12 protein-coding genes are annotated in these 12,665 nt (G+C 33.5%); 4 read left to right on the top strand and 8 right to left on the bottom strand.

Annotated elements, in window-relative coordinates; all coding sequences use genetic code 11:
- Positions 1–106 precede the first annotated feature (106 nt).
- The 8 genes from FXX65_RS01375 to FXX65_RS01410 all read right to left on the bottom strand — a co-directional run bounded on the left by FXX65_RS01375 (position 107) and on the right by FXX65_RS01410 (position 7,127).
- Positions 107–958: a phosphoribosylaminoimidazolesuccinocarboxamide synthase gene (locus FXX65_RS01375; protein ID WP_147614762.1), complete on the bottom strand. Its 852-nt coding sequence runs from the start codon at positions 956–958 to the stop codon at positions 107–109.
- A gap of 14 nt (positions 959–972) precedes the next feature.
- Complete coding sequence (gene rpiB / locus FXX65_RS01380; protein WP_147612474.1) at positions 973–1,407, bottom strand: ribose 5-phosphate isomerase B; 435 nt, start codon at positions 1,405–1,407, stop codon at positions 973–975.
- 86 nt (positions 1,408–1,493) lie between these two features.
- Complete coding sequence (gene rfbD / locus FXX65_RS01385; protein WP_147614763.1) at positions 1,494–2,381, bottom strand: dTDP-4-dehydrorhamnose reductase; 888 nt, start codon at positions 2,379–2,381, stop codon at positions 1,494–1,496.
- Complete coding sequence (gene rfbB, locus FXX65_RS01390; protein WP_147612472.1) at positions 2,378–3,520, bottom strand: dTDP-glucose 4,6-dehydratase; 1,143 nt, start codon at positions 3,518–3,520, stop codon at positions 2,378–2,380. Before rfbB ends, rfbD begins: the two co-directional genes overlap by 4 nt.
- A 2-nt stretch (positions 3,521–3,522) precedes the next feature.
- Positions 3,523–4,122, bottom strand: a complete 600-nt coding sequence (gene rfbC / locus FXX65_RS01395; RefSeq protein WP_147614764.1) for a dTDP-4-dehydrorhamnose 3,5-epimerase — start codon at positions 4,120–4,122, stop codon at positions 3,523–3,525.
- A 60-nt stretch (positions 4,123–4,182) separates the two neighbouring features.
- Complete coding sequence (gene rfbA / locus FXX65_RS01400) at positions 4,183–5,058, bottom strand: glucose-1-phosphate thymidylyltransferase RfbA (RefSeq protein ID WP_147614765.1); 876 nt, start codon at positions 5,056–5,058, stop codon at positions 4,183–4,185.
- 28 nt (positions 5,059–5,086) lie between these two features.
- Complete coding sequence (locus tag FXX65_RS01405; RefSeq protein WP_147614766.1) at positions 5,087–6,151, bottom strand: mannose-1-phosphate guanylyltransferase; 1,065 nt, start codon at positions 6,149–6,151, stop codon at positions 5,087–5,089.
- Positions 6,152–6,182: 31 nt separating this feature from the next.
- The gene (locus tag FXX65_RS01410) at positions 6,183–7,127 is read right to left on the bottom strand and encodes a type I phosphomannose isomerase catalytic subunit (protein ID WP_147614767.1); all 945 of its coding nucleotides are present in this window, start codon (positions 7,125–7,127) and stop codon (positions 6,183–6,185) included.
- A gap of 177 nt (positions 7,128–7,304) precedes the next feature.
- Between FXX65_RS01410 and FXX65_RS01415 the strand changes: the two genes are divergently transcribed.
- The 4 genes from FXX65_RS01415 to FXX65_RS01430 all read left to right on the top strand — a co-directional run bounded on the left by FXX65_RS01415 (position 7,305) and on the right by FXX65_RS01430 (position 12,660).
- Positions 7,305–8,978: a capsule assembly Wzi family protein gene (locus FXX65_RS01415; RefSeq protein ID WP_147614768.1), complete on the top strand. Its 1,674-nt coding sequence runs from the start codon at positions 7,305–7,307 to the stop codon at positions 8,976–8,978.
- Positions 8,979–9,046: 68 nt separating this feature from the next.
- Positions 9,047–10,018, top strand: a complete 972-nt coding sequence (locus FXX65_RS01420) for a glycosyltransferase (protein WP_147614769.1) — start codon at positions 9,047–9,049, stop codon at positions 10,016–10,018.
- 43 nt (positions 10,019–10,061) lie between these two features.
- A complete protein-coding gene (locus FXX65_RS01425; protein ID WP_147614770.1) occupies positions 10,062–11,204 on the top strand; it encodes a DegT/DnrJ/EryC1/StrS family aminotransferase in 1,143 nt (380 codons plus the stop codon).
- Positions 11,205–11,220: 16 nt separating this feature from the next.
- Entirely contained in the window at positions 11,221–12,660 is a 1,440-nt protein-coding gene (locus FXX65_RS01430) for a lipopolysaccharide biosynthesis protein (protein WP_147614771.1), read from the top strand.
- Positions 12,661–12,665 lie beyond the last annotated feature (5 nt).

Genomic DNA, 12,665 nt, shown 5'->3' on the forward strand with positions numbered 1-12,665 from the left:
ATAATGTTTTAAATAATTCTGTACAACAATCAAAAAAAATGCGCACTTAAATATCTGTATTACAAAAAAGCACGCATTTTTTATGAATCTTAATTGGAATCTGAGTTTACAAATCCTTACCGGTAATCTTTTTTACGCATTCGTGATAAAGTTTTGAAGTTTCGTTTACAACTTCTTGCGGAATTGATTTTATATTTGGATCTCCTGCAAGATTATTCTCTTTTAGCCAGTCTCTTATAAACTGCTTGTCGTAACTTGCGGGGCTTGTTCCAACTTTATACGTCGAAGCGTTCCAGAATCTGCTTGAATCTGGAGTTAAAACTTCGTCTGCCAATACGAGTTGTCCATTTTCATCAAGACCAAATTCAAATTTTGTGTCGGCTATTATTATTCCGTTTTTTGCTGCATGCTCATAACATTTTTTGTAGATTGAAAGAGCGGCTTTTTCGATTTTTGAGCCTAAGTCTTCACCTAAATCTTTTTTCATATAATCGAGAGTTACATTTATATCGTGTCCTTCTGTTGCCTTTGTTGAAGGAGTTACAATCGGTTGTTCGAGTTTTTCTGCCTGTTCATATTTTTTTGTGAATGAATGACCCAAAAACGGCTCTCCTTTTTTGTATGCTTCGTACATAGAACCAAACATATAGCCACGAACGATAACTTCGTAAGGAATCATCTTGAGTTTTTTTACGAGGATTGTTCTGCCTTGAAATTCTTCGCTTTGAAATTCTTTTGGCATATCCTTTAAGTCGCTTGAAATCATGTGGTTTTTTACTATGTCTTTTGTGTAATCAAACCAAAAGTTCGAAAGCGCATTTAAAACCTTTCCTTTATCAGTAATCATCGTAGGAAGAATAACATCAAAAGCGCTTATTCTATCTGTTGTAACGATAACCATTCTTCCGTCTTCTAAGTCGTATACTTCACGAACCTTTCCGCTGATAATCTTTTTCATATTTTATTCCTCTATTAGTTTTCTAGCATATCGATTCTGCGCTGATGCCTGCCACCTTCAAATTCTGTGTTTAAGAATTTTTCTGCAATCATCTCTGCCATTTCGTATGCGATTATCCTTGCTCCCATGCAAAGCACATTTGAATCGTTGTGTTTTCTCGTAAATTCTGCCATTACAAGATCAGTGCACAACGCAGCTCTTATTCCCTTGTGTTTGTTTGCAGCGATGCTCATTCCAACACCTGTTCCGCAAATCAAAATTCCAAAATCCGCCTGTTTTTCGTTTATGCAATTGCAGACTTTTTTGGCATATAGCGGATAGTCCACGCTTTGTGCGCTGTCCGTTCCCATGTTTAAAACATTAAAACCTTTGGCTTTTAAATAATCACAAAGTTTATCCTTATAGATATAACCTGCGTGATCACAACCTATAGCTATAGTTTTAGCCATCATTTGCCTTCTTTAAATTTTTATTTATAAATAAGATGTAATAATCTAGCATTTTGTTAAACATACAGCAATCACAGACGATAGCCTTAAATAAGTTTTCCCTTGTCGAAAAAGTCGCTTTTCAAAAATGTCGTTAAACTTTCTTTCCAATCCGGCAGGATTATTCCTAAAGTTTTTTGAATTTTATCTTTGCATAAAACAGAATAGTGCGGACGCTTTGCAGGAGTTGGATATTCTTCTGTAGTGCAAGGATTTATCTTACAAGTTTGATTTTTTATGAGGCCGATTTTTGTTGCTTGGCGATTTATTTCGACTGCAAAATCCCACCATGAAATATCAGCGTCGCCTGAATAATTGTATATACCATAAGGAATTTCGCCGTTTTTTTGGATGAATAAAATTATGACTTTTGCAAGATCGCCGCAAAAAGTTGGAGAGCCTCTCTGGTCGTTTACAACTTTTATTTCGCTAAATTTATTCATCAATTTTATCATCGTGTAGACAAAGTTTTTTCCTTGCCAACCGTAAAGCCAGGCAGTTCTTATGATGTAAGATTGGGCGCAGTTTGAACTTACATTTTTTTCCCCTTCTGCCTTTGTTGCTGCATAAACTCCAATTGGAGAAGGTGGCATATCTTCTGTTATGGGAGAAGTTTGTGAGCCGTCAAAAATATAATCCGTTGAAATATGTATAATTTTCGCTCCTATTGAAGTTGCTATAATAGCTAGATTTTTTGCTCCGAGCGAGTTCAGTTTTTCTGCCTTGTCGTGCTCTTCTTCTGCTTTATCGACTGCTGTATAGGAAGAGCAGTTTACTATAAAGTCAATTTTTTTATCCTTTATAAAATTTTGTAAAGCGAAAATATCAGTTATATCGATTGCACTTGAAGTTCCAGTAAAATTGATTTTTTTTTCATCTAGTTGACGGCAAACTTCACTTCCAAGCATTCCTGTCGAACCTACGACCCAAATCATCTGCCTTGCTCTTTATAATTTTTTAAAATCCAATCTTTATAACTTCCGTTTTGAATATTTTGGATCCACTCGGAATTTTTTAGATACCATTTTATTGTCGTTAAAAGTCCTTCTTCAAAACTCATCTTGCGCTGCCAGCCAAGCATTTTTTTTGCTTTTGTGCAGTCAATCGCATAGCGTCTGTCGTGTCCGGGTCTGTCTTTTACATAGGTTATAGTCTTTTTAACTTCGTTCCTGTCGATTCCAAGTTCTTTTGAAGTCAAATCTATTACGGCATTCAAGAGTTTTATGTTTTCCCACTCGTTTTCTCCACCCAAATTCCATTTTTCGCCTGCTGGAGAATTATTTACAATCTGCCAAACTCCTCTGTTGTGATCTTCTACATAAATCCAGTCACGAATATTTTTTCCGTCTCCATATACAGGAAGTGTTTTTCCATCTTTTATATTTGAAATCATCAAAGGTAAGAGTTTTTCTGGAAACTGAAAAGGTCCATAGTTGTTTGTGCAATTTGAAAGCGTTAAAGGAAGAGCATAAGTGTGAAAATATGCCATTGCAATGTGGTCAGAAGATGCTTTTGAAGCAGAATAAGGAGAGCGAGGATCGTAAGGAGTTGTCTCTAAAAAATATCCTTCTTTTCCTAAAGAACCGTAAACTTCGTCTGTTGATATGTGATGAAATATAACATCTTCCCTTGGATTATCCAGACTCACATTCCAGTATTTTCTTGCAACATCCAAAAGAGTGTATGTTCCCATGACGTTTGTCTTTATAAACGCTTCTGGTCCTAAGATTGACCTATCTACATGGCTTTCTGCTGCAAAGTGAATTACAGTGTCTATGTCGTACTGTTTAAAGATTCTTTCTATTTGAGAGCGGTCGCAGATGTCAACTTTTTCAAAAAAATAGCGACGATTTTCTTCACTAACTACACTGCCGTACTTTTTTTCAATGTCTTCTAAGCTTTCTGCATTTCCTGCGTAGGTTAAACAGTCTACGTTTATAACTCTGCCCTTGAAATTTGAATCTTTAAAACATTCAAGTCCAGAAGAACTTTCGCCAAGCAAATAGTGAATAAAATTGCAGCCTATAAATCCACAACCGCCTGTTACCAAGACGTTATTCAATTTTCTTTTCATAATTATTTCCCTATCCATTTTCCTTCAATATCAAAATAAGTGCCTTTAATATCAAATGCAGGATGATTTTTATCTTTTTCTGAAAGAAGCGGCTTTATATCTGGAGCAATTTTATTCCAATCAATACCGATTACTTCATCATTCCACATGAGCCCGCCTTCGCCTTTTGGATCATAAAAATCTGTACATTTATAAGCAAAAACCGCAGAATCGCTTAAAACAAAAAATCCGTGAGCAAAACCTTGAGGTATGTAAAACTGATTTTGAATTTCTGAATCCAAAACAACTCCATAATGCTTTCCAAAAGTTTTAGATGTTTTCCTAAGGTCAACTGCAACATCATAAACTCGTCCAAAAACAGCCCTTACAAGCTTTCCCTGTGGATGTGCTGTCTGAAAATGTAGACCTCTTAAGACTCCTTTTGAAGAAGAACTTTGATTATCCTGAACAAAATCCATTTTTAATCCAGCATCAAAAAAATCTTTTTGCGAATAAGATTCAAAAAAATAACCTCGACTATCGCCAAAAACCTTTGGCTGAATTTCATACAATCCTAAGACTTCTATTCCATCGATAAAACATTTTTTAAACTCAAAAGCCATACATTCTCCTAAAAATCTTTTGCAAAGTTGTATAAAAAGTTTGCAGTGTAAATTGTAACTTTATTTTTCTGCTATGAATTTGAGATATGCTCCATAGTCTGTTTTATAAGACGAAGCAAGTTCCAAAATCTTTTCTTTTGAAATCCAGCCGTTATTGTAAGCGATTTCTTCTATGCAAGAAACATACATTCCTTGTCTTTTTTCAATCGTCGCTATGAAATTTGACGCTTCTAAAAGTCCATCGTAAGTTCCTGTATCTAGCCAGGCCATTCCCCTTCCCAAAAGTTCTACAGAAAGGCTGTGATTTTTTAGATATTCATTATTTACAGAAGTGATTTCTATTTCGCCGCGTGCACTGGGTTTTACATTTTGCGCAATCTGGACAACCCTGTTGTTGTAAAAATAAAGACCTGGAACTGCATAATTTGATTTTGGCTTTGAAGGTTTTTCTTCAATTCCTAAAACTTTACCGCTTGAATCAAATTCTACAACTCCATATGCACCTGGCTCTTTTACCATATAGCCAAAGATAACCGCTTCGCTTTTTTTTGTTTCTATTTTTTGAACCGCATTTTTTAAAGTATTTGTAAACGATTGTCCGTAAAAAATATTGTCGCCTAAAACCAAGGCTACATCGTCATCGCCAATAAAATCCTTGCCAACAATAAAAGCATCGGCAAGTCCTCGTGGCTTGTCCTGAACGGCATAGTTAAAATTCATTCCAAGCCAGTCGCCACTGCCAAACAACTCTTTAAAAAGAGAAATATCGCGTGGAGTTGAAATTATCAAAACTTCTCTAATTCCTGCAAGCATTAGGCAACTAAGAGGATAATAAATCATTGGCTTATCGTATAAAGGTAAAATCTGTTTTGAAACCGCTTTTGTTATGGGATACAAACGAGTTCCGCTTCCGCCTGCTAAAATTATTCCTTTCATCTTTTCAACTTCCTATTCTAAAAATTATCTATAAGAGCTCAAATCTTCGTTGAGCCTTTAATTCTTCGACGACTTTTTTTACATCCTGAACTCTGTCTTTTTTGCAGACCAAAACCGCATCTGGAGTTTCAACAACTACAACATCATCAAGGTCAATCGTTGCAACAAGCCTTTTGTCTGAATATACGATGCTGTTTTTTGTGTCTATGTTTATTGAATCTCCAATTATTATGTTTTGATTTTTATCTTTTTCATGCAAAGCGCCAAGCATATCAAAAGAACCCACATCGCTCCAGCCAAAGTCTCCAGGAACAACATAGACGCTATCGCTTTTTTCCATTATTCCGTAATCGACAGAAATGCTTTCGATTTTCGGATAAATTTCTTCTATCACGTTGAATTCTTCTTGGCTTCCCATGCTCTGTGCAATTTTTTCTAAATCCGAATACACATTTGGAAGGAAGTTCTTAAAAGCCTCCAAAATCGTGCTTGCCTTCCAGATAAACATTCCGCTGTTCCACAGGTAGTCGCCACTTTCAACATATTTTTGAGCCGTCGCAAGTTCAGGTTTTTCTTTGAATTCCAAAACTTTAAAAGCTAAAGATTCATCCTTTTTGAATTTTATATAACCGTAACCAGTAGAAGCAAAAGTTGGCTTAATCCCCACTGTAACTAAAACATCTTTAGCCTTAGCTGTTTCTAAGGCAATTTTTAAAACCTTTGCAAATTCCTTTTCGTCTTTTATATATGCGTCGGATGGAGTTATGACCATAAGACCGTCGCCGTATTTTTTTAGGATTTCGAAAGCTGCGTATCCGATGCAAGCGGCCGTATTACGAGAACTTGGTTCAGATAAGATATGATTTTTTTTGATTTTTGCTTTTGTCGCTTCAATCATTTTTGGAGTTTGAATAGAATTTGTAACGATGAAAATATCATCTTTGTCTGCAACCTGACAAAGCCTTTCTATCGCTTCGTTTACCATCAAATCTTTTCCACTTAAATTTAGAAGTTGTTTTGGAGTTTCTTGCCTTGAAAGTGGCCAAAAACGAGTTCCTCCACCACCTGCCATTATTATTCCATAAGTTTTCATGATATTTAGAGATTTCCTTTTATGATAAAAATTATATACTAGAAATGATAAGTTCTAAATCGCCAGTGAAGCAAACTTTACCATATTCAAACGGAATTATGAAGTTGCTGCCTTTTTGGATTTGTATGCCATCGACTTTTCCCTGTCCTTCAATAACAGAGACATTTAAAAAATTCTGGTCTTGCTCGATCGTAAGGTTTTCTTTTACGTTTGCCTTCCAAACCGAAAAATACGAAGATGAACAAAGTTGAATGAGATTTTTGTTTACTGTTTTTGATTCATTTTTTGGTGGTTCAGTTTGAATAAATGGGCAGTTTATAACATCGAGGCTTTGTTTTATATGAAGTGGACGCTTTTTTCCTTCTTGGGTTCTATCATAATCGTAGACCCTGTAAGTTATGTCGCTCGACTGCTGAGTTTCTAAAATCAAAGTTCCGCCTTTTATTGCATGCACAGTTCCTGGCGGGATAAAGAAAAAATCACCTTTTTTTACAGGAATTTCACGGATAAAGTCGTTCCATCGACCGTTTAATATCATATCGCTCAATTCTTTCTTATCTTTTGCATTGTGGCCGATTATTATCTTTGCGTTTGGAACAGCATCCAAAATGTACCAACATTCAGTTTTACCAAAAGGTTTATTTTCGTTTGCAAGTGCGTAAGAATCATCAGGATGAACTTGAATGCTCAAATCTTTTTTTGCGTCGATTATCTTTATAAGGATTGGAAATTCACGAGTTTGCACATTTCCAAAAAGTTCTCTTCTTTTAGCAAAAAGAGTGCTTAAAGTGTAGCCTTTGTAGCAATCATCTTTTTCGATTGAAAAAACTTTGCAATCACCTGCAGGATGAGCACTTATAGCCCAACACTCGCCTGTAGTGGAAGACGGAATTGAATAATCGAATTCTTTAAGCCGCTCTCCACCCCACAAAACTTCTTTAAAAACTGGCTCAAGAAAAATTATCGGTGCTTTCATATAAAAATTTCACGCACTAATGTTATCGTTAATAAAGATTTTTCACAACCTGAAGATATATTTTTTCAAAATATAAAAAAGTTTTTTTTGCTGACAAAAAATGTGTTTTTAAACTCCGCTATCGCATAAAAAACGAGGTGGAATTTTATTGGGATTTTCTTTATCATCGCCGTACCTATGAAAAAAAATCTTTTAATTGCAATTATTTCAATTTTATTTATAAAACCGTTTTATTCACAGGAAGCGTTAAAAAGTGTTGAAGAAGAATATTATGATTTTTTAGCTTTGCAAGGAATTACTGAAAAACCAACTTTAGGATACAGAACGCTATCGGATTCGGTTTGGAAAATAAAAAAAGATGAAAATGGAAATGAACTTTCGCATATCTGGAGTGGCAATAATTTAGGAAACACAAAAACAATATGGCAGGCAAAAGATTTCCCTCAAAATCGCTTTACACAAGGATTTTTTAGCGGTGTAAATGTTAGAATCTTTGGACCTGAATGGTTTAATTCATATAATACTGCTTCTCCCTACGGACAAAATGACGGTGCCTTGTGGCAAGGGAAAGGATATAACACATCTTTTTCAAGTGGAATAAGATTAGAAGGCTTTGGAATTGAAGCAACTTTTAAACCGCAGTTGAGTTTTAGCCAAAATAGAGATTTTGAATATATAAAACCCAATTATTCAGGTAGCAACTTTGAAGGCAAGGCAGAAAAATACGGTTATTATGGAGTAAAATCAATCGACGCTCCTCAGCGTTTTGGAGAAAATTCGTTTTGGACGTATGATTGGGGCGACACAGAAATTCGCTATACATGGCACACTTTGACATTGGGCTTTGGAACACAATCAATTTGGCTGGGACCTGCAAAACTAAATCCGATAATGCATTCAAATAATGCGCCAACATATCCAAAATTCGACATAGGTTTAAGAAAAACACAAATTCATCTCCCTTATTTTAACTTGTATCTAGGCGATATAGAAACAAGGCTTTGGTGGGGAAAATTAAGCGAAAGTAAATATTTTGATAATGATAAGGGCAATGATGAGAATTTAATAACAGGGCTTTCTGTAAACTATTCATTTCCAGGAATGTTAAAAGGTCTTTCACTCGGTGTTAATAGAACTATGCTGAGCAAGTGGAAAGATAAAAATCTTTATACGATGTTAGATATTTTTGTGCCTGGCTTATCGAATCTTACTTCAGGTGGAGATGATAACAGCGACCAAAGACTCTCTGTTATCTTTGATTATAAAATTCAAAAAGTAGGTTTTGAAATCTATTTAGAATTGGCAATAAATGACCATCCTGCATCCTTCCTTTCCTTTTTAAGAGATCCCTTCCATACCGCAGCTTACACTACAGGAATTAGGAAAAATTTTTATTTTAGTTCTAATTACAATGGAGAACTTTTACTGGAATTATCCGATTTAGAATCTTCAAATGATTATGGAAGAACACTTCCATGGTCAACAACTTTTTATTCACACCACAAAATCTTACAAGGTTATACAAATAAAGGACAATGGTTAGGAGCTGGAATTGGAACTGGGGGAAACAGCCAATGCTTAAAATTTTCTTTATACAATAAAAAAGCAAAATATGAAGTTTTTATTCAAAGAAAAAGCATAGATTTAGATTATACTTGGTTTGTAAAAGACACTAATATGGGCGATATCTCTATAGGACTAGGAGTAGAAAACTTTATAACAAAAAATCTTTTATTGACAAGCGGTGCAATAGGAATATGCCGTTTGGAAAAAACTCAAGCGGCAAAAACGGGCTCAAACGAAAAAAAAATGAATGCTTCCGTATATATGGGATTTTCTTATAAGTTTTAGATAATTGTGCTTTATTTTACATTGTGATATTCTCACAGAGAATAACCTATTTTTTGGACTTTCTTTTTATGATAAATTTCAAACATATAATTATCACTCAATTTAATATTCCACTAAAAAAGGATGACGCAGACAATAAACAAGCAAAAGGTATTCAACAGGATTATCTAAATAACAGACTAGAGATTTTTGAAAAATACTGTCTACCATCAGTGGAAAAACAAACCTGCAAAAATTTTACTTGGCTTATTTTATTTTCAGAAAATACACCAAATGACGTAAGAACTCGCATAAATAAATACGTAGAAAGATGCCCTCAAATCATCCCTTGTTATTTTAATTTTCACGATTTTGACGACAGCAAAAAACCTTATCCTTCTTGGATATTAGAAAAAGCAGAAAAATACCATAACACAATGAAAAAACACTTCTCAAATTATGTACCAGATGAATTTGCAGAAGTTGAGCGCATAATTCAACCTTTATACTTAAATTATCTTTTTACAAAATATGTTCCAGATGAAACTGAAGTATTAGTTACAAGCCGAATCGATAACGATGACAGTGTAAATATAAATTTTGTAAAGACGATACAAGAAAAATTACAGGAAATAAATGATACTGATTATATAATGAACTTCCTTTACGGTTATCAAAAAGATTTAAATAAGGGGCTTTTACAAAAGTATTATTATCCTAATAATCACTTTTCAACTTATGTTTCGAGATATAATAAAAACTACAATGATACGGTTTATACTTGGGAACATGGGAGAATTTTTCTTTATAAAAAAGTTATAAATATAAAAACATTTCCAATGTGGATTGAATATATACATAAGACAAATGTGGTAAACAGATTGAGATTAACGTGGAAAAGTAAACCGTGTTTTTTCATAAAAAATTATAAAGATTTCGGTTATGATTCGCCAATTTTGTGCAACAAAAAAGCGGAGTTGAAACTTATTTTTTCTTGGAATTTTATATATTCAATGATTTCGAGCTTTATACTTTCGATATTGTCAAAATTAAAAAAGTAATTTTTTTCTGAAAAGAGAATTAGATAACAATAGGAGTTTTATTATGTCGATTCAAGTTTTTAGACCTTCTTTTGATGTAGAAGCTTGCTTAAAAGAAATTAGAGAATGCTTAGAAAACGGTTGGACAGGCATGGGATTTAAAACCGTACAATTTGAAGAAAAATGGAAAGAATATACAGGTTTAAAGAATGCATATTTTTTAAATAGTGCAACTGCTGCGTTAAATCTTTCTTTCAACATTTTAAAAACAGAAAATAAATGGAATGATAATGACGAAGTGATTTCAACTCCGTTGACTTTTATTTCGACAAATCATGCCATTGTAAAAGCAGGACTCCATGCAGTATTTGCAGATGTTGATGAAACTTTATGTTTAAATCCAGAAGATGTAAAAAAGAAAATAACAAATAAAACGAGAGCCGTATGTTTTGTTGCATTTGGTGGCAACATTGGAAATTACTATGAAATTGTAAAAATATGCAAAGAGAAAAATCTTGCACTTATTTTAGATGCTGCCCATATGGCAGGGACACGAGTAAATGGTGAAATTCCTGGAAAAGAAGCTGATGTTGTTTGCTGGAGTTTTCAAGCGGTAAAAAATTTACCTACTGGGGACAGTGGAATGATTTGTTTCAATAACGCATCTTACGATAAATTAGCAAGGCAGAGGGCATGGTTAGGTATCAACAAGGATACTTACGAAAGGACAGGTGCAAACGGCTCTTATAAATGGAAATACGATGTAGATTACGTCGGTAATAAATACAATGGCAATTCTGTTATGGCAGCGATTGCAATCGCTCAATTGCCGCATCTCGATAAAGAGAACTCATACAGAAGACAAATTGCACTTTGGTATAAAAAAGGATTTGAAAAATATGAAGCAAACGGAAAAGTAAAATTTATTCCAATACCTGCAAACTGTGAAACTTCTCAACATATTTTTCAGATAATTGTTGAAAATCGAGATGACCTTTTAACTTATTTGAATGAGCATGATATCTATCCAGGAGTACACTATATTACTAACACAGAGTATTCTATGTACAGATATGCAAAGGGAACTTGTCCGTACGCAGACTATATAAGTGACCATATAATATCTCTACCAATACATATGGCTTTAACATATAATGATGTTAATATTGTTATAAAACACGTATGCGATTTTTTAGACAGAACTTAAAATATATCAATAAAATATGAAAGATTTAAAACAGAAAGCTGTAAAAGGTTTTTTCTGGTCTGGAGTTGAAAAAATAGGGAAACAAGTAATCCAATTTGTTCTTGGAATCATGATAGCAAGGGTTTTAACACCTGCAGATTATGGAATAATGGGATTACTTGGTATTTTCATGGCAATCTCAGGATTAATTCTTGACAGCGGAATTGGTAGCGCACTCATACAAAAAAAAGATAGAACAGATACAGATTTTTCCACTGCATTCATATTAAATGTTTTTACAGGGTTAGTTTTATATCTAATTCTTTTTTTGATTGCACCACTTATAGCAGATTTTTTTAAAATACCAATTTTAAAAAGCGTTACAAGGGTGTATGCTATAACCCTTATCATAAATTCTTTTTTTATAATTCAAAAAGCAAGGCTCTCAATTTCTTTCAGTTTTAAAGAACAAGCAATAATTTCAATAATAGCCTTAACTGCAGGAGGTTTATTAGGCATTTTTCTCGCAAAAAAAAATTATGGCGTGTGGGCTCTAGTATTTTATTCAATTGCAGAAAGTCTTGTAAGTTTTTTACTCTATACTTTCGTTGCAAAATGGCAAATAAAACTATCTTTTTCAAAAAAATCATTAAAGAATTTGTTTTCATTCGGAATGAATATTCTTGGGGCAAATTTTTTAACAACTTTGTACAATAATTTATATGCTTTGGTTATAGGTAAAAAAATGGATGCCTTCAATGTGGGCATATATAATCGAGGGAAAAACTTTGCAGAAATTCCTTCAACAATCACATCTCAAATTTTAATGAGAGTTACATTTCCTATATTTTCAGAACTTCAAGATGATGATGAAAATTTTAAAAATGCATTTTTTAAAATTTTGTATACAGAAATCTACATCTTAACACCTGTACTTGCTGGTATGATAATTTTAGCAACTCCTATAATAATGTTTTTGCTGGGTAAAAAATGGGAAGAATGCATTTCCATCACACAGATACTTTGTATGGGCTCGTTGTGGATTCCATTGATAGATACAAACATAAATGCTTTATATGCAAAAGGAAAATCAAAATCTATTTTAATCTTTAATACAATCCAAAAGCCAATTTCTGTTTTATTATTATTTTTATCTATTCCCTTTGGTCTCAAATGGATGTGTATTTGCAATGCTCTTACTTCATTTGTTTCATTTGTTAGTGTGGCAATTATGGTTCAAAGGCAATTGCATTTTTCTTTTTTGACACAAATAAAACACATCTCTATCACTGTAATAGAGGCTTTTGTTATGGTATTTTTTATATTCATTTCTATAAAATTTATGAATTCAAATATTTTAAAACTTTGTTTAGGATTTATAATAGGAGTGTCTGTATACATAATAGAAGGCTTCATAACGAAGAATGAGATTTTTTATAGCTTGATGCAAATCGTGAAATCAAAAATAGCAAAATAAAGGAA

Origin of the sequence: Treponema pectinovorum, assembly GCF_900497595.1 — a bacterium.
In the GTDB taxonomy this organism is placed as follows: Bacteria; Spirochaetota; Spirochaetia; order Treponematales; family Treponemataceae; genus Treponema_D; species Treponema_D pectinovorum.

Bases quoted from the DNA above. Each gene is read 5' to 3' on its own strand.
- rfbD (WP_147614763.1), bottom strand. From the start codon at position 2,381: ATGATTTGGGTCGTAGGTTCGACAGGAATGCTTGGAAGTGAAGTTTGC.
- rfbB (WP_147612472.1), bottom strand. From the start codon at position 3,520: ATGAAAAGAAAATTGAATAACGTCTTGGTAACAGGCGGTTGTGGATTT.
- FXX65_RS01415 (WP_147614768.1), top strand. From the start codon at position 7,305: ATGAAAAAAAATCTTTTAATTGCAATTATTTCAATTTTATTTATAAAA.
- rfbC (WP_147614764.1), bottom strand. From the start codon at position 4,122: ATGGCTTTTGAGTTTAAAAAATGTTTTATCGATGGAATAGAAGTCTTA.
- FXX65_RS01410 (WP_147614767.1), bottom strand. From the start codon at position 7,127: ATGAAAGCACCGATAATTTTTCTTGAGCCAGTTTTTAAAGAAGTTTTG.
- rpiB (WP_147612474.1), bottom strand. From the start codon at position 1,407: ATGGCTAAAACTATAGCTATAGGTTGTGATCACGCAGGTTATATCTAT.
- FXX65_RS01405 (WP_147614766.1), bottom strand. From the start codon at position 6,151: ATGAAAACTTATGGAATAATAATGGCAGGTGGTGGAGGAACTCGTTTT.
- FXX65_RS01420 (WP_147614769.1), top strand. From the start codon at position 9,047: ATGATAAATTTCAAACATATAATTATCACTCAATTTAATATTCCACTA.
- FXX65_RS01425 (WP_147614770.1), top strand. From the start codon at position 10,062: ATGTCGATTCAAGTTTTTAGACCTTCTTTTGATGTAGAAGCTTGCTTA.
- FXX65_RS01375 (WP_147614762.1), bottom strand. From the start codon at position 958: ATGAAAAAGATTATCAGCGGAAAGGTTCGTGAAGTATACGACTTAGAA.
- FXX65_RS01430 (WP_147614771.1), top strand. From the start codon at position 11,221: ATGAAAGATTTAAAACAGAAAGCTGTAAAAGGTTTTTTCTGGTCTGGA.
- rfbA (WP_147614765.1), bottom strand. From the start codon at position 5,058: ATGAAAGGAATAATTTTAGCAGGCGGAAGCGGAACTCGTTTGTATCCC.